The organism is Arthrobacter sp. B0427-1-12 (assembly GCF_059092905.1).
Genome location: NZ_JBNHIC010000032.1, coordinates 1 through 14,544 on the forward strand (window position 1 = coordinate 1; position 14,544 = coordinate 14,544).

16 protein-coding genes are annotated in these 14,544 nt (G+C 68.0%); 9 read left to right on the forward strand and 7 right to left on the reverse strand.

Features of this window, described 5'->3' with window-relative positions:
• Window positions 1-177: 177 nt before the first annotated feature.
• Window positions 178-1,245 carry an ABC transporter permease gene (locus tag AC5RWU_RS16840; protein ID WP_494037092.1) on the reverse strand — a complete coding sequence of 356 codons (1,068 nt, stop codon included), beginning with the start codon at window positions 1,243-1,245 and terminating at the stop codon, window positions 178-180.
• Between AC5RWU_RS16840 and AC5RWU_RS16845 the strand changes: the two genes are divergently transcribed.
• Both AC5RWU_RS16845 and AC5RWU_RS16850 read left to right on the forward strand, forming a co-directional pair.
• Window positions 1,244-1,447, forward strand: coding sequence for a hypothetical protein (locus AC5RWU_RS16845; protein WP_494037093.1), 204 nt, complete (start codon window positions 1,244-1,246; stop codon window positions 1,445-1,447). The two genes, AC5RWU_RS16840 and AC5RWU_RS16845, sit on opposite strands and share 2 nt — an antisense overlap.
• 489 nt (window positions 1,448-1,936) lie before the next feature.
• Entirely contained in the window at window positions 1,937-2,782 is an 846-nt protein-coding gene (locus AC5RWU_RS16850) for an endonuclease domain-containing protein (protein ID WP_494037094.1), read from the forward strand.
• Window positions 2,783-2,908: 126 nt separating this feature from the next.
• On the opposite strand, the gene AC5RWU_RS16855 is transcribed toward AC5RWU_RS16850, so the two are convergent.
• The 3 genes from AC5RWU_RS16855 to AC5RWU_RS16865 all read right to left on the reverse strand — a co-directional run bounded on the left by AC5RWU_RS16855 (window position 2,909) and on the right by AC5RWU_RS16865 (window position 5,910).
• Window positions 2,909-3,958, reverse strand: coding sequence for a hemolysin family protein (locus AC5RWU_RS16855; RefSeq protein WP_494037095.1), 1,050 nt, complete (start codon window positions 3,956-3,958; stop codon window positions 2,909-2,911).
• Window positions 3,955-5,409 carry a hemolysin family protein gene (locus AC5RWU_RS16860; RefSeq protein ID WP_494037096.1) on the reverse strand — a complete coding sequence of 485 codons (1,455 nt, stop codon included), beginning with the start codon at window positions 5,407-5,409 and terminating at the stop codon, window positions 3,955-3,957. Before AC5RWU_RS16860 ends, AC5RWU_RS16855 begins: the two co-directional genes overlap by 4 nt.
• A gap of 189 nt (window positions 5,410-5,598) precedes the next feature.
• Window positions 5,599-5,910 (reverse strand): hypothetical protein, encoded by a 312-nt coding sequence (locus tag AC5RWU_RS16865; protein ID WP_494037097.1) that lies wholly within the window; start codon window positions 5,908-5,910, stop codon window positions 5,599-5,601.
• Between the two features lie 95 nt (window positions 5,911-6,005).
• On the opposite strand from AC5RWU_RS16865, the gene AC5RWU_RS16870 reads away from it, so the two are divergent.
• Together AC5RWU_RS16870 and AC5RWU_RS16875 are read left to right on the forward strand one after the other, a co-directional pair.
• Window positions 6,006-6,902 (forward strand): diacylglycerol/lipid kinase family protein, encoded by an 897-nt coding sequence (locus AC5RWU_RS16870; RefSeq protein WP_494037098.1) that lies wholly within the window; start codon window positions 6,006-6,008, stop codon window positions 6,900-6,902.
• Between the two features lie 145 nt (window positions 6,903-7,047).
• A complete protein-coding gene (locus AC5RWU_RS16875) occupies window positions 7,048-8,073 on the forward strand; it encodes a fatty acid desaturase family protein (protein WP_494037099.1) in 1,026 nt (341 codons plus the stop codon).
• Between the two features lie 30 nt (window positions 8,074-8,103).
• On the opposite strand, the gene AC5RWU_RS16880 is transcribed toward AC5RWU_RS16875, so the two are convergent.
• The gene (locus AC5RWU_RS16880; protein ID WP_494037100.1) at window positions 8,104-8,547 is read right to left on the reverse strand and encodes a hypothetical protein; all 444 of its coding nucleotides are present in this window, start codon (window positions 8,545-8,547) and stop codon (window positions 8,104-8,106) included.
• A gap of 153 nt (window positions 8,548-8,700) precedes the next feature.
• Here AC5RWU_RS16880 and AC5RWU_RS16885 point away from each other — a divergent pair, with 153 nt between their 5' ends.
• Window positions 8,701-8,937: a hypothetical protein gene (locus tag AC5RWU_RS16885; protein WP_494032362.1), complete on the forward strand. Its 237-nt coding sequence runs from the start codon at window positions 8,701-8,703 to the stop codon at window positions 8,935-8,937.
• A gap of 81 nt (window positions 8,938-9,018) precedes the next feature.
• The gene (locus AC5RWU_RS16890; protein ID WP_494032361.1) at window positions 9,019-9,540 is read left to right on the forward strand and encodes a hypothetical protein; all 522 of its coding nucleotides are present in this window, start codon (window positions 9,019-9,021) and stop codon (window positions 9,538-9,540) included.
• A gap of 9 nt (window positions 9,541-9,549) precedes the next feature.
• Here the strand turns inward: AC5RWU_RS16890 and AC5RWU_RS16895 are convergent, their stop codons facing one another.
• Window positions 9,550-10,779 (reverse strand): carboxylate-amine ligase, encoded by a 1,230-nt coding sequence (locus tag AC5RWU_RS16895; RefSeq protein ID WP_494032360.1) that lies wholly within the window; start codon window positions 10,777-10,779, stop codon window positions 9,550-9,552.
• A gap of 200 nt (window positions 10,780-10,979) precedes the next feature.
• Between AC5RWU_RS16895 and AC5RWU_RS16900 the strand changes: the two genes are divergently transcribed.
• The 3 genes from AC5RWU_RS16900 (at window position 10,980) to AC5RWU_RS16910 (ending at window position 13,545) form a co-directional block, all read left to right on the forward strand.
• Window positions 10,980-11,285 (forward strand): hypothetical protein, encoded by a 306-nt coding sequence (locus tag AC5RWU_RS16900; protein ID WP_494032359.1) that lies wholly within the window; start codon window positions 10,980-10,982, stop codon window positions 11,283-11,285.
• Complete coding sequence (locus tag AC5RWU_RS16905) at window positions 11,251-12,726, forward strand: sensor histidine kinase (protein ID WP_494032358.1); 1,476 nt, start codon at window positions 11,251-11,253, stop codon at window positions 12,724-12,726. The genes AC5RWU_RS16900 and AC5RWU_RS16905 overlap by 35 nt, the downstream gene beginning before the upstream one ends.
• 132 nt (window positions 12,727-12,858) lie before the next feature.
• Entirely contained in the window at window positions 12,859-13,545 is a 687-nt protein-coding gene (locus AC5RWU_RS16910) for a response regulator transcription factor (RefSeq protein ID WP_494032364.1), read from the forward strand.
• 145 nt (window positions 13,546-13,690) lie between these two features.
• Here the strand turns inward: AC5RWU_RS16910 and AC5RWU_RS16915 are convergent, their stop codons facing one another.
• Window positions 13,691-14,518 carry a putative endonuclease domain-containing protein gene (locus tag AC5RWU_RS16915; RefSeq protein ID WP_494032357.1) on the reverse strand — a complete coding sequence of 276 codons (828 nt, stop codon included), beginning with the start codon at window positions 14,516-14,518 and terminating at the stop codon, window positions 13,691-13,693.
• Window positions 14,519-14,544 lie beyond the last annotated feature (26 nt).

Consider the following 14,544-nt stretch of genomic DNA (forward strand, 5'->3'; position numbering starts at 1 on the left):
GCCGGACCCATGACGGGTCCGGCGGCCGGCCTGTTTAAGAGGATTCAGCGCTGTGCCACGGCCAGGACGGCCAGTGCCGCCTGCAGGTCAAGCACGAAGTGGATGACCACCAGATACAGCAGCAACGTCGGACGGCGCCGCAGGCCCAACTGAGCAGCAGCGCGAACGGCAGGAACATCAGACCCCGCCAGGCCAGGAACGTCCCGTCGAACACGAGCGGCAGGGTGATGCGCTGCAGCGCGTGAAACACCACGGGAACCACGACGACGGCCCACGCCGCCGCGCCAGTCGCGGTTGGAGGTAGCCGTAGTAGGTGGGCAGCTCCGACAGCGCCGTAGTCACGGGGAACAGCACGACGGCGGCAACCGCGGCCCAGAGCGGCAGCGGCTGGACCAGCAGGTTGTAGCCGCCCTGCGGGTCGCCGTACAGCCAGGACGCCAGGGCCAGGTTCGTGCCCGCCGCCAGCGCGCCGCCGGCCACGGTCGCGCCCAGGACCCAGAGCAGGTCGCGGCCCAGGACCGGCCGGCCCTGGCTGTCGGTGCGCACCGGCCGGTAGAAGTCCAGCAGCCGGAAGCCCTCCGCCCGGGCGGCGGCAAGCAGACCCCGGCTGACCAGGTCGGCCGCCGCGGCGGTCAGGGGGCCACCAGTCCGCCGACTCCCGCCACGGATCCGCCGCACCGGCCGCGGCCAGGGCCCCCGTGACCAGGAGTTGGAGGATGGCGAAGAGCACCAGCCGCGAGAGCAGCATGGCGGCGATCCGCCGGCCGCCGTCGTCGGAATCTCGATTCCGACCGCCAGCAGCAGGGCGCGGATACCGCTGGCCAGGCCGATGCCCGCGGCGAGACCCAGTCCTGCGGAGACCAGGCCGATCACCGCGGCCTCGGCCACGATGCCGCCCAGGATCTGCGGAGCGGTGCCGCCGACGGCGCGCAGCAGCGCGCCCTCGCGGCGGCGCTGGGCCACCAGCACATTGAAGGTGTTCCAGATGACGAAGGAGCCCACCAGCAGCGCCACGGCGGCGAACGCCAGCAGCACCTGGGTGAACACGCCCAGGCCGTCGCGGACCGCCTTGAAGGATTCCCCGGAGACCTGTTCGGAGGTCACCGCTTCGGTGCCTGCGGGCAGGGCGGCGGAGATCCGGTCGCGCAGTTCGATGGCGGAGACGTCCTCCGCGGCGCGCACGGACACCTGGTCCACGGTCCCGGACTTGCCCAGCAGGTCCTGGGCGGTGTTGGGTACGGCCATGGTGGAGATCAATAAGTACTTCGCGCTGCATCCCGGAGCGGAGGCGTTCCTCCCGCAGGCTGAAACGTTACAGCGGCACCTGCCGAACGTCGTCGAAGTGGCTCCGCCGCTCGCGGGGCTGGACGATGAGGCGGAATTTGCCTTCGGTCTGGAGCTGACGTGGGACGGAATCTTTAATCGCCGCTCCGCGTCCTCTGTTTAACTACCGGTGAGTGACTACTCGGTCGCAACTGGGTTGAAGAACACGTATTCCGGGCACTTGAATCAAAGGGTTAAGCGCGCCGATGATTAAGCATCGAAGTTCGGGGAATGCCCGGTTGGGGGACAGGGCATCCCCGGACCCGATCACAGACGCACTCGCCACCATCCTGGCTCCTTCGGGGGAGGAGAGCCAAAGACCGGCCGCCGGAATCCACCAAGGATCCGGCGGCCGGACCGTTTAAGCCTGCCGTCCATGCACCCGGGCCCTTGCAGCCGGAACGGCCGGGCCCAGATTGCTCAGGTTCTCCGGCCACGCGGCCGGTATTGCCGGCGTGTTGCGGAAACACGCCGGATTTGCCGTCCAGAACCTGAGCAGACTCGGGCCGCCGCTTCTCCTGCACAACGCCTGGCCGGCCCAGCCTCGTCCACATTCGCGTCCCACGGTCTGCACGGCAACGGCCCAGTACGCGTCAATGGGTCCGTGGAAGCTTTGCAGATTCTTGAACACCTGGGATCCGGGGCGCGGACCAAGACCCTCCTGGACAGAGGAGTCACACGGTCGGAGATCGGCAGGCTCACCACCACAGGTACGGCTGTCCGGCTCCGCGAGGGTGTTATCGCCCTGCCGACAGCCCGCCGCGACTTCGCCGTTGCCGGCATGTCCAACGGCTTCCTGACCTGCGCATCGGCAGCCCGGCACCTGGACCTTTGGCAGCTTCATCCGCCGGCATCCCTGCATCTGAGCTGCCGGCATGCCCGCCCACCCCAGGCTCCCGACGGCGGGCTGACTGAAACCGTTATCAACCACCGGGAGCGTTCGGAATCCGTGCATCCGCTGCTGCCGGTCCTGGGGCTCACGGACGTGCTGCTCCATGCACTGCGGTGCCTGCCGCTCCTGGACGCCGTCGTCATAGTTGAAAGCGCCGTACGATTCGCCTGGATCCGGCCGGAGGCATTGGTACGCCGCCTGGACGGAGACCGGAACGGGTGTGCCAGGAAGGCGATGGACCTGGTCCAGGGAGACGCGGATTCGCCGATCGAGGTAGTCGCGCGGCTGCTGTTCCGGGACAATGGTATCTTCACGGAAACGCAGGTCCAGGTCCCCGGGGTAGGGCGGGTGGACTTCCTGCTGGACGGGTTCCTGGTCGTCGAACTGGACGGCGCGGCCTATCATTCGGACCGGAAAGCACTCCGAAACGACCGCCGGAGGAACAACATGACGATCGTTGGGGGCTACCTGGTGCTCCGTTATACCTATGAGGACATCATGTTCGCCCCGGACGAGGTGCTGGCACAGGTTGTCCAGGTGCTCTCTGACCGGTTTGTCCGGCGGTAGTGTCCCGGCTGCTGCGGTTCAGTCTGCTCAGGTTCTTCGTCCACGCGGCCGGTTTTGCCGGCGTGTTGCGGAAACACGCCGGGTTTGCCGTCCAGAACCTGAGCAGACTCGGTCACCGGGCGGACATTAGCGGCGGTTCTTGAGGCTGCGGCTGTCGTCGCGGATCTGGCCCACGAGTTCCTCCAGGACATCCTCCAGCGTGACGATGCCCAGCACGTGGCCGGCCTCGTCCGTGGCGCTGGCCAGGTGCGCGCCGGTGTTCTGCATCCGGGTCAGCACCTGCCGCAGCGGCATGTCCGTGCGGATGGTCGGCAGCCGGCGGATGAGGTTCCGGGCCATGGGCACGTTGCGCTGTTTTTCGTCCAGTTCCAGCAGGTCCTTGATGTGCACATACCCCACCAGCCGGCCGGCATCGGAACGCACCGGGAACCGGGAGAAGCCCTCGACCGCCACCGCCTCGGCCATGGCCGGGGTGACGTCCAGGGGCAGCGTGGTCACCGTGTGCAGCGGCAGGACCACGCTGGAGACATCGCGCTCCTCGAACGTGAGCGCGCCCAGCAGCAGCTTCTCGTCGTTGATGTCCAGCAGCCCGCCCTCGCGGGATTCCTCCACCAGGGCAGCGACCTCGTCGCGGGTGAACACACTGGTCACTTCGTCCTTGGGCTGGACCTTCATCAGGCGCAGGAACAGGTTGCCGATCGAGTTCAGCAGCCACAGCAGCGGCTTGAGCACCTTGACAATCCCCACCAGCACCGGCGCCAGGATCAGGGCCATCCGCTCCGGACCGGCCAGCGCAATGTTCTTGGGCACCATTTCGCCGAACACCACGTGCAGGTACGTCACCAGCGTCAGTGCGATCGCGAAGGCGATCGGGTGCACCAGCGCCTCCGGGATTCCGACGGCGGCAAATGGCACCTCGAGCAGGTGGGCGATCGCCGGCTCGCTGACATAGCCCAGCGCCAGGGAACAGATGGTGATGCCCAGCTGCGCACCGGCCATCATCAGGGACACATGCTCCATCGCGCCCAGGGTGATTTTCGCTGCGCGTGACCCGGCGAGGGCTTTGGGCTCGACGATGGTGCGGCGGGCGGAAATCAGCGCAAACTCGGCGCCGACAAAGAAGGCATTGGCCAGCAACAGGACGACGGTCAGGACAAGGCCGAAGATTTCACTCATGACCGCACCGCGCTGTCCGCGCCGTTAGCCCGGCCCGCGCCGTTGTTCCGGCCACTGCCGTTAGCCCGGCCCGCGCCGTTCCCGGGGCCGTCATGCTTGCCGTTCCCGCCGCCGTCGTCCTCGTCGCGCAGCTCAGCCACCCGCACCCGGACGCGTTCGATCCGGTGCCCGTCCAGCTCGGTGACCTCGAAGGTCAGCTCCGCCTTGGGCTCACCCGGCACCGGTTCCGCCGGTACCGTGACCCGGTCGCCGACGTCGGCCAGGCGCCCCAGTTCCAGGGTGACCAGACCGGCCAGTGTTTCGTATTCCTCGTGCTCCGGGACCGCCACGCCCAGATACTCGGCCGCTTCGTCCGGGCGCAGGGAGGCGTCCAGGTCCCAGGAGCCGTCCGGGGCGGCGGCGATCCGGCGCTCAACCGGGTCGTGCTCGTCCCGGACCTCGCCGACCAGCTCCTCAACCAGGTCCTCCAGCGTGACCAGACCGGCCGTGTCGCCGAATTCGTCGATCAGCACGGCCATCTGCAGGCCGCCGCGGCGGAGCGTGTCCATCAGATGGTCCAGCTCCACGGTGTCCGGCACCGTCGTGACCGGGCCCATGACCTCGCCGACCGTGATGGTATCGCGCCGCTCGTAGGGGACGGCCAGGCCGTGGCGCACGTGCACCAGGCCGAGGACCCTGCCCTCGTCGCCGCTGACCACGGGAAAGCGCGAGTGGCCGGTGGCCTTGGACTGGATGAGCAGCTGGTGGACGGAATCCTCCGGCTCCAGCGTGACCATCTGCCCGCGCGGGGTCATGACATCGTTCGCGCGCCGGTCGCCGAAAGCGAAGGAGCGTTCCATGAGTTCGGCGGTCGCGGTCGCCAGCGCCCCCTGCTTGGCGGAGTGGCGGACCAGCCCGGCCAGCTCCTCGGCCGAGCGGGCGGACGCCAGTTCCTCCTGCGGCTCGACGCCCAGGCTGCGCACGATCCTGTTGGCCGTGCCGTTGAACAGGCGGATGAAGAGGGCGGTGCCCTTGCTGAAGCCGCGCTGGAAGCCCTGGACCGCCTTGGCGGTTTTCAGGGGTTCGGCGATCGCCAGGTTCTTCGGAACGAGCTCACCGAAGATCATGGTCAGGCCCGTGGCAAGCACCAGCGCGATCGTGATCGACGCCGTCCGGGCGCCCGCTTCGGGCAGCCCCAGTTCCTGCAGCGGCCCGACAATCAGGGCGGCAATGGCCGGCTCGGCCAGGAAGCCGATGGCCAGGTTGGTCACGGTGATGCCCAGCTGCGCGCCGGACAGCTGCGTGGACAGCGTCCGCATGGCTTTCAGGACGCCGGCAGCGCCGCGGTCGCCGCCCTCTGCGGCAGCTTCGACGTCGTTCCGGTTGACCGTGATGAGTGAAAATTCAGCAGCAACAAACGTGCCGCAGGCGAGGATAAGAACCAGGCCGATGACTATGGCTGCGACTTCCATCAGCGGTTCCACCTCGTCCCAACAGGGAGGCCCGAAGGCCTGGGTCTATGACACGGGGCGTCGCTGCGCGCGCTCATGGTCTCCATTCCGTTGGTGGTACTTGATGGTCGTATAGGAAACGATATAGCCCGCCGCGTTGTTCCGGCAGGTAAATGACGACGCCGGCACGCACCTCGCGCCGACACGCGGCTAGTCGTTGGGCCGCAGCCGCATTTCGCCCAGGAAATATCCCGCCAGGTCGTGTGCCACCGACACCAGACGGTTGAAGTCGTCGCTGTTCCTGATTTCGGGCGCCATGTCTGCGGCCGCAGTCGCCAGCCAGGATAAGGCTAGGGCAAAATCTTCACGCCCCCGCAGCATCTCCTCCTTGGACACCGTGCCCTCCTGCAGCTTTGCTTGGAGGATCCGGGCGTTCCGATGGGCGGCTTGGGCGGCCTCGGAGAAGGTGATGGTGGCGTCTGGCTCTTGCGGATCGATCGGCATGCTTTCATTCTCCTCCATTGCGTCGCACCATAGGCGACCGCTGAACCCGGATCGGCACGTTCAAAGGGGCCGGATAAACTGAACATGACGCCCCGCTGAAGGGATCTCCCAGCATGAATGACTCTTCCTCCCCGGCACGGTTTGACCGGATCGTCCTCATCTACAACCCCAAGAGCAGCGGTATTCCGGTGTACCTGGCGGAGCTTCTGCGCGCGGATCTGGAACGGCGCTTGCCTGATACTCCTGTCGCCCTGCAGCCCACGGAATCGGCCGGCCACGCCCGCGCTCTGGCGCGTGCGGCGGCGGGAGGCCGGCCGCTGATCGTCTCCGTCAGCGGTGACGGCGGGTACAACGAGGTGGTCAACGGGGTGATGGAGACCGAGGGAAGCCGGGCTGTCTGTGCGGTACTGGCGGGCGGCAACGCCAACGATCACCGCCGCAGCACCCGCCGGCTGCCGTTGATCGAGGCAATCGTCAGGGGCGAGGTCCGCCGGATCGACCTGCTGCGCCTGACGGTGGGCGAGGGGCCGGCAGCATGGTCGCATTACGCCCACTCCTATATTGGCTTCGGGCTGACACCGCTCATGGCCATCGGCATTGAGCAGGGCAATAAGGGAAGGCTGAAGGAGCTGGTCTCCGTGGTGCGCACGTTCACCAAATTGGCGCCCTTTGAGATTACCCGCGCAGATGGAGCCCGGGCCACGTTCGACAGCCTGGTGCTGGCCAATATTCCCGATATGGCCAAGTACGGCAGGATCAGCGAGGCAGGGGAGCCCGACGACGGACTGTTCGAGGTCGTCACTTTGCCGCATGCTGGCGGATGGCGTGTGGGCCTGATGGCCCTCCGCGCTGCAACCGTGGGGCTCGGGGTCCAGCCGAGCGTCAGCCGGTACGGGTTCATCACCATCGATCCGATTCCCTTCCAGATCGACGGCGAAGTCATGCAGATCGACGCCGACACTCCTGTCCTGGTTGAGTGCGCGCCAAGGGCGCTGGAAACGTTGGGGTAAGCCGGTTCCGGGGAATTCTTCCTCTCGCTAGACTGTTGCTCCAGGGCGCATTCCTGGTCTGCAGGGGAGGTCGGTGGCGTTGGACGCAGGCGGAGAACGACCGGAGGGACGCCGGAAAGTCAGGGCCGGTGGACATACCGGCCAGGTGAATGTTTATGTCCAGCTGCTGCGGCAGGTCCAGCGGGATGGTCTGCTCAGGCGGTGCTACGGGTTCTACTGGACGATGATCATCGGGATGGTCCTGGCCACCGCCGCGATCGGGGTCGGCATTGTCCGGCTGGGTGACTCGTGGTACCAGCTGGTTCTGGCGGGGCTGCTGGGCGCGGTGCTGGCCCAGTTCGGGTTCCTGGGCCATGAGGCGGCGCACCGGCAGATCTTCCGGTCGCACCGCTGGAACGAGTGGGCGGCCCGGGTGATTTCCGGGCTCCTGACCGGGCTGAGCTACGGCTGGTGGAGCACCAAGCACAACCGCCACCACCAGGCGCCGAACCAGGTGGGCAGGGACCCGGACATTGTCTCGACGGTGATGGCCTTTACCCCCGGGGCCGCCCGGGGACGGAAGGGGTTCGCCGCGGCTGCGGCGAAACGCCAGGGGTATCTGCTCTTTCCGCTGCTGCTGCTGGAAGGCCCCCAGCTGCATGCGGCGAGCATCCGGACCGTGGTGGCCGCTGCCGGGGTGAGGCACCGGTGGGTCGAGGCGCTGTTCCTGGCCGTGCATTTCGGCGGCTACCTTGCCCTGCTGGCCGCGGTGCTGCCGCCGGGGAAGGCGGCGGCGTTCCTGGCCGTTCAGCTCAGCGTCTTCGGGTTCCTGCTCGGTGCCGCGTTCGCTCCGAACCATAAGGGGATGCCCTGGGTGCCGGCCAATGCCACCATCGACTTCTTCCGCCGCCAGGTGGTGATGTCGCGGAACATCCGCGGCGGCCGGCTGCTGGACTTTGCCATGGGCGGCCTGAACCGCCAGATCGAGCACCATCTCTTTCCGGACATGCCCAGGCCGAACCTGCGCAGGGTCCGGCATACCGTGCGCGCGTACTGCCGCGAACACGGCGTCCCGTACACGGAAACCTCCCTGTGGGAGTCCTACGGGACCATCGTGCGGTACCTCAACCAGGTAGGCCTCAGATCCGGCGACCCGTTCAGGTGCCCGCTCGTGCAGCAGTACCGCGGTTAGCAGTACCGCGGGTAGCGGTACCGCGGGTAGTCAGTCGAAGGAGATCTGCCGCGCCAGTTCCTCGACTTCCTTGCGGCGGCCCGCCTCCGCGCGGCTCTTGAGCAGGGCCGCTTCGTCCCGTTGTTCCTGTTCACGGCGTGCCTGCTCGCTGATCTCCCGGACCAGGGAGCCGATCACCTTGGCCAAACCTGAATTCAGCTCTTCCAGATTGGTGTTGGCGATCTCCAGCCGCCGCTCGTCAATGCCGAGGCGGACGTGTTCGTAGCCCTGCTCCGCCAGCCGCTCATGGGCCGCCGGTCCCTGAATCAGCTTGGCCTCGGCCGTGTTGGGCCGCCGGGAGAACGCGGCCGACACCGCATAGCGGGCCGGCGCCTTCCCTAGGTACAGTTCGCTCGGGATGGCAACTACGGATGTCAGCCGCAGAGTGGATTCCGGGGAGGTGTCCGCGGCCGACGGCGACAAATTTGTGTTCATATGCCATTTTCCCACCACCGGCTCTCGGAGTAACCTGCGCCCTATGCGCCGGCCCCGCTACGGCACGGCCGGTCATACACTGGAAGCAGCCGGGAACCTCCTGACTCTTCCAGGCCGTTGGAGTCCCGTCCATTCCGGGAATGAGCAATGAGCATGAATGAGTACGAAGCGTCCCTGATAATCAAGGCCGGAGCGGCGGAACTGCTGACCGCCTCCGCCGATCCACGGTCGGAGGAAGGGTACGCCGGAGTGCGGGCGAATATTTCCCAGGCCCTTGCCAGCATCGCTGCGGCCCTCCGGAATTTCGAAGCCGGCACGCTGGTGCCCGGCCGGTCCACCGAATGGGCCGCGGACCTGAACCGCGTCGCGGATGATCTGGCGGCCAAGTAGCTCCCGCTGGCTCTGCAGGGCCCACGACTGTGTGGGCAAGCTCAGCCGTATACCTCGCCGATTCGATGAGGAGCAGTACTGATGAAATCCCAACCCAGGACCGCCGCACGGCGGGCGGGTACCGCCGTCGTTGTTGTATTGACGCTTGGGTTCACCGCCGGCTGCGGTGACAACCAGCAGGATCCCTCCCGGCAGGAGGGCGAGGACCTTGAGGCCGTAGCAGTGGGCGTGGACGGGGATGTCGGGCAGGTGGAGGTCCGCAGCCTGCTCATCGTGTCCACCGCTCAGTCCGAGCCCGGGCGGCTGCTGGGAACGCTGTCCAACACGTCGGGCACGGAAGCGCAGATCACCATCGCCGACAACGACGAGGACCTGCCGCTGACCATCCCGTCCAACGGCGACATCACGCTCGACACCGAAGAAACCGTGCTGGAGTCCGTGGCCGAGCCGCCCGGGACCAATGTGCCGGTGACGGTCTCCGCCGGAGGGGAGAGCGCCGAACTGCTGGTGCCCGTGGTGGACGGAACGCTGGATCAGTACCGGCAGTATGCGCCGGGCGGCGGGGAAACGCGGCCGCCCGCGCCCATCATGCCCGGCTACTGACCGAGGCGGCTACTGACTCAGGTCCGGTTCCATCGCGTCGCGGATGACATCGGCGAAGTCCCCGCGCCGCCCGTACGCCTTCCGCTGCCGGACGGCACCGGAGCCGTCGCGGAGGATGCTTCCGACGACGGTGTCCACCATCGTCTCCTCCTGCCACTCCGCGAGCACCGGGCGGATCAGGTCCAGCAGCCGGGCGACGGCGTCGCCGGCCGGGCAGGGGCGGCCGGTCACCGGATCGACCAGCTCGCCCTCGACGCCCGATCGGCTCGCCTGCCAGGACCAGAGCTGCAGTTGGGTAGCGGTGGCCGGGTGCGGGGCACGGCCGGAGCGCCACTGCCGCGAGGCGGTTTCCACCAGGGCACGGACGACGCCGGCCACTCCCGCTGCGTGCAACGGGTCCAGGCAGACATCGGCCACGCGGATCTCCACCGTGGGGAAGCGCTTGGAGAGCCGGGCGTCGAAGTAGATCATGCCGTTGTCCATGGGCACGCCGGAGCCCAGCAGGTCCTCCACCTGCCGGTGATACTCGGCCGGCGAACCGAAAAGGTCCATCGGGCCGGCCGTCGGCCAGCGCCGCCACGCCTGGTACCGGTAGCTGCTGTACCCGGAATCGGTGCCGTGCCAGAACGGGGAATTGGCGCTCAGCGCAATCACCAGTGGCAGCCAGGCGCGGATCCGGTCCAGGACCGCGACGCCCTCCTCATCCGACTCGATCCCGACGTGGACGTGGAAGCCGCAGGTCAGCTGCTCCGTGAGGGTCAGCCCGAACTTGTCCTGCATCCGGCGGAACCGCGGGGTCGCGACCAGATGGGGCTCCGGGCCCAGCGGGGAAGTGGCCAGGGCGACCGTCCGTGCACCCACCTGCGACGCGGCCGCATCTGCCATGGCCCGGCCCGCACGGATGGAGGCGGCCAGTTCGTCCAGCCGGGACTGCGGCGGGCCCACGATCTCGATCTGCTCCTGCTTCACTTCCAGGGTGAGCTTGTGGCCGCCCTGGTCCTGGGCGGGTCCGGCGCTGTGGGCTGCTGCTTCCTGCGCCGCTCGGACGACGTCCTCGGCCGCGGCCACCAGCCGGGTTCCGGAAGCGTCGACCAGCAGCACTTCCTCTTCCACACCGAAGGTGCGGACCGGGGATTTAACGGAACGGGCCGCGAACCGTTCAGCCGGGCCTGTCTGAACCGGACTGTGCTGATCCGGACCGGGAACCGGAGGGCGGATGCGGGATGGAGTGATGGTCATCGGCAGACCTAACTCGTCGTTGAATTGGGCCGCCTCTTCAGGACCCAAAACCAAGGTAACAGCAGCCCGCTCCGCTGGCTACAGCAGCCCGCACCGCCGGACTCGTGGCCGAAGTTGATCAACAGTAGGCTTATGGTTACGGCTGGCGCGTGCGAGCGTGCCGGCGGTATGTCAATGACCCCTGCGGAAAGGACAGTTCGATGAGCGAGCAGACCAGTGGCCGGAATACGGAGGCGGACAAGTTCGTCACTCCGCATACCCAGGATGTCCGTGACGAGGGTGTGCCCGGGGATGCCGCGGATGAGGCCAACGTCCTGCGCCTGAGTGAAGAGCAGGCGCTGATCGAGGAGCAGGCCCGCGGTGTGAAGCCGGAGGGCTACAGTGTTCCGCGCAGCGAGCCCAGCATGGGCCAGGCCCGCGAAAACCTGGACCTGCCGGATGCGGGGGCTCCGGATGCCGCCCAGGACAGCAGTGACGACCCGATGCACGGCGGCGCCCAGCACTGACGGGCGGGGCCGTCGGATCCCGCTGCGCCGGACCCCGCTGAACCGGATCCCGGTCAGGATGCCCAACCGGCTGGGGATCCGCCGGCAGGCAGCGCTGGCGGCGGCTGTCGTCGTCGCACTGGCACTGCTGGCCGGCGGCGCCCTGCTGCTGTTCCTCCTCCAGCAGCGGCTGCTGGACGCCCTCGGGGACACGGTGGAGACCCGGGCGGCGGTCATCGCCACCGCCCTGGATGCGGATGGACTGGACGACGCCGGCGAGCTGGTCGAGCGGATGGAGAGCCGGGAGCAGGTGGTCCAGATCCTTGGACCGGACGGCGACGTCCTGGCTGCGTCCGATGAAGACGTCGCGGATGAGGCCATCACGGACCTGCTGCTGGGCGAAGAGGACACTGCGCGCCGGATCGTGGACCTGAACGGCGCCCTGGACGGCCGGTACATGGTGGCGGGCGAGGGGGTGGAGGAGGACGAGGTCGAGTACACGGTCCTGGTGGCCGCCTCCGCCGAGCTCCAGGCAGCCACGGTCCGGACCGTGGGCCTGTACCTGCTGGTGGCCGCGCCGCTGCTGGTGGCGCTGGTGGTCCTGATGGTGTGGTTCCTGGTCGGCCGGTCGCTGACCGCCGTCGAGGCCATCCGGGCCCGGGTGGCCTCGATCGGCCCGGCCGAGCTGGACCGGCGGGTGGACGTACCGCCCACGCAGGACGAAATCGCGCAGCTGGCGGAGACCATGAACGCGATGCTGGCCCGGCTGCAGGCCGCCGACGTGCGCCTGCGCCGCTTCGTTTCCGACGCCAGCCATGAGCTGCGCACCCCGCTGGCCGCGGCGAAGACCTCGCTGGAGGTCGCGGCCCGGGATCCTGGCGGCTGGCCGCAGTCCCGCGGCCTCGTCCTGGCGGAGCTGGAGCGCATGTCCCATCTGGTGGAGAACCTGCTGCTGCTGGCCCGGGTGGACGACCAGGCGGCGTTCGTGAGGTTCGAGGACGTGGATCTGGACGACGTCGTCCACGGTGAACTCCGCCGCCTGGCGGCCTCTCCGGCGCCCTCTCCGATGATCGAGGTGCGGCTGGAGCCGGTGCGGCTGCGCGGTGACGCCGGACGGCTGGCGCAGCTGGTCCGGAACCTGCTGGACAACGCGCGGCGGCACGCAGCATCGCGGATCCGGGTGAGCGCGGAGCTGGACGGCGCCCGCGCCCGCCTGGTCATCGACAACGACGGGGACACGATCCCGGCCGCCGACCGCACCCGGATCTTTGAACGGTTCGTGCGCCTGGACGAGGCCCGCTCCCGGGACACCGGCGGCAGCGGACTGGGCCTGGCCATCGTGGCGGAAATCGCCAAGGCCCACGGCGGCACCGTCCGCGCCGGGAGTTCGCCCGAAGGCTGGACCCGCTTTACCGTCGACCTTCCCGCGGCTCCGGATCCTCCCGATTCACCCCCTCGCTGAGTCCGCACCACACGTCCGTTAGACGCGGCTTTCGAGCGTCTGGCGCTGAGCCAGTAGGAGAAGCAGCGGAGCCAGGCGGGGCGCCAGGGTCTAAGCTGGCTGGAGAAAACGCAGGTGCGGGAGGTGCCCCGGATGCGCGTGCTGCTGGTGGAGGATGAGAAACTGTTCGCGGAATCGCTCTGCCGCGGCCTGGCCCAGGAGGGCTTCGTGGCGGAAGCGGCCCACGACGGCACCACGGGGCTGTGGCTTGCGCTGGAGAACAGCTACGACGTCGTCATTCTGGACATCATGCTCCCCGGCCTCAACGGCTATGAGGTGGTCCGCCGGCTGCGGGAGGCCGAGGTTTGGACACCGGTGCTGATGCTCACCGCCAAGGACGGCGAGTACGACCAGAGCGATGCGCTGGACCTGGGTGCGGACGACTACTTGACGAAGCCTTTCAGCTTCGTGGTGCTGCTGGCCCGCCTGCGCGCCCTCATCCGCCGCGGCGCCCCGGCCCGCCCGGCTGTGCTGGCCGTCGGCTCGCTGGCGCTGGACCCGGCGCGCCGCACCGTGGCCCGCCGGCTGCCCGCCGGCGAGGAGCCGGTACCGGTTACGGCCAAGGAGTTCGCGCTGCTGCACTTCTTGATGCGCAACGCCGGCGCGGTGGTGTCCAAGGCGCAGATCCTTGAGAACGTATGGGATCCGGCGTTCGGCGGTGGTGACAACGTTGTGGAGGTCTACATCGGCTATCTGCGGCGCAAGATTGACGACGCCTTTGGCCTGAACACGCTCAAGACCGTGCGGGGCCTGGGCTACCGGCTCACCGCGGACGGTTAGCGCCGCTCCATCATCCTTCCCTCCTCCCTCCCTCCGTTGGCTCGGCAGCACGCGTTCGTCTGAGCCTTTATTCGTGCGTGTGCTGTTGACTTACCGGAGGTGGACGTGGGGACTGAACCGGGCGGGAGCCGGAAGCCCGCGGGGCTTACGACGCCGGCCGCCAGCCTTGGCGGTACAGCGCCGTCCTGATCTTCGCCACGGCTTTCTTCGCCTCGTTCCGCATATCCGGGGCTGATATCCGTACCTGTTTCCATCCGGCCATGTCGATCTTTTCTTCGCGGCCGATGTCCAGGTTCACCTGACCGGCGGCGCTGTGCCTGTCGCCGTCGTATTCGATGGCCAGGCGATATTCCGGGTAGCTCATGTCCGGCTCGTGAAAGGTGTCTCCCCACTCCGCGACGATGCGCTGATTAAGCACAGGCTCCGGCAGGCCGGCATTAATGATCGCCAGCCGCAGGCGTGTCTCCTGTGCGGAGTCCGAGCCCACCTGGCTCAGGTCAAGGGCCTCCCGCGCCCGCACGATGCCACGCTTCTTCTTGTGCCGCCCGAGCAGCTCGGCCAGGTCCAGCCAGGTGCGTGCCCTGGTGGTCAGGTAAACGCCCTCCTTTTCCTCGACTTCGTCCGGGCGGAGCAGGCACTGATGGCCGATGACGTCGGGGCGGCGGGGAGCGGCAGCATTGGACGGCCGGGAAATGTGGAACGGCTTCGATTCGCCGAGACCCTCCGGCCGGGGTAGGTCCCACAGTGCGGCGGCCGTTGCGTGTGAGGCAGCCGACCGGTCGGTGATCCGGGTGTAGGGCCGGACCTGGTCGAGCAGCTGCATGTCCTGGATGTCCGGCATCCTGATGCCGCGGCTGGGGATGGCGAGCTGCCGGTTGCGCATCTGTCCAACGGTGACGCCGCCCTTGAGGCCGTCGGTGAGCGTGAAACCGCTGGTGGCCAGATGATCGGGGAGGGGTTTCGATGTCCGCATTCGGTCATTATCGGCAGGCACCGTCC

Coding starts and splice junctions, on each gene's coding strand:
- AC5RWU_RS16845 (WP_494037093.1), top strand. CDS start 1,244: ATGGTGGAGATCAATAAGTACTTCGCGCTGCATCCCGGAGCGGAGGCG.
- AC5RWU_RS16840 (WP_494037092.1), bottom strand. CDS start 1,245: ATGGCCGTACCCAACACCGCCCAGGACCTGCTGGGCAAGTCCGGGACC.
- AC5RWU_RS16855 (WP_494037095.1), bottom strand. CDS start 3,958: ATGAGTGAAATCTTCGGCCTTGTCCTGACCGTCGTCCTGTTGCTGGCC.
- AC5RWU_RS16860 (WP_494037096.1), bottom strand. CDS start 5,409: ATGGAAGTCGCAGCCATAGTCATCGGCCTGGTTCTTATCCTCGCCTGC.
- AC5RWU_RS16865 (WP_494037097.1), bottom strand. CDS start 5,910: ATGGAGGAGAATGAAAGCATGCCGATCGATCCGCAAGAGCCAGACGCC.
- AC5RWU_RS16870 (WP_494037098.1), top strand. CDS start 6,006: ATGAATGACTCTTCCTCCCCGGCACGGTTTGACCGGATCGTCCTCATC.
- AC5RWU_RS16880 (WP_494037100.1), bottom strand. CDS start 8,547: ATGAACACAAATTTGTCGCCGTCGGCCGCGGACACCTCCCCGGAATCC.
- AC5RWU_RS16885 (WP_494032362.1), top strand. CDS start 8,701: ATGAATGAGTACGAAGCGTCCCTGATAATCAAGGCCGGAGCGGCGGAA.
- AC5RWU_RS16890 (WP_494032361.1), top strand. CDS start 9,019: ATGAAATCCCAACCCAGGACCGCCGCACGGCGGGCGGGTACCGCCGTC.
- AC5RWU_RS16895 (WP_494032360.1), bottom strand. CDS start 10,779: ATGACCATCACTCCATCCCGCATCCGCCCTCCGGTTCCCGGTCCGGAT.
- AC5RWU_RS16900 (WP_494032359.1), top strand. CDS start 10,980: ATGAGCGAGCAGACCAGTGGCCGGAATACGGAGGCGGACAAGTTCGTC.
- AC5RWU_RS16910 (WP_494032364.1), top strand. CDS start 12,859: ATGCGCGTGCTGCTGGTGGAGGATGAGAAACTGTTCGCGGAATCGCTC.
- AC5RWU_RS16915 (WP_494032357.1), bottom strand. CDS start 14,518: ATGCGGACATCGAAACCCCTCCCCGATCATCTGGCCACCAGCGGTTTC.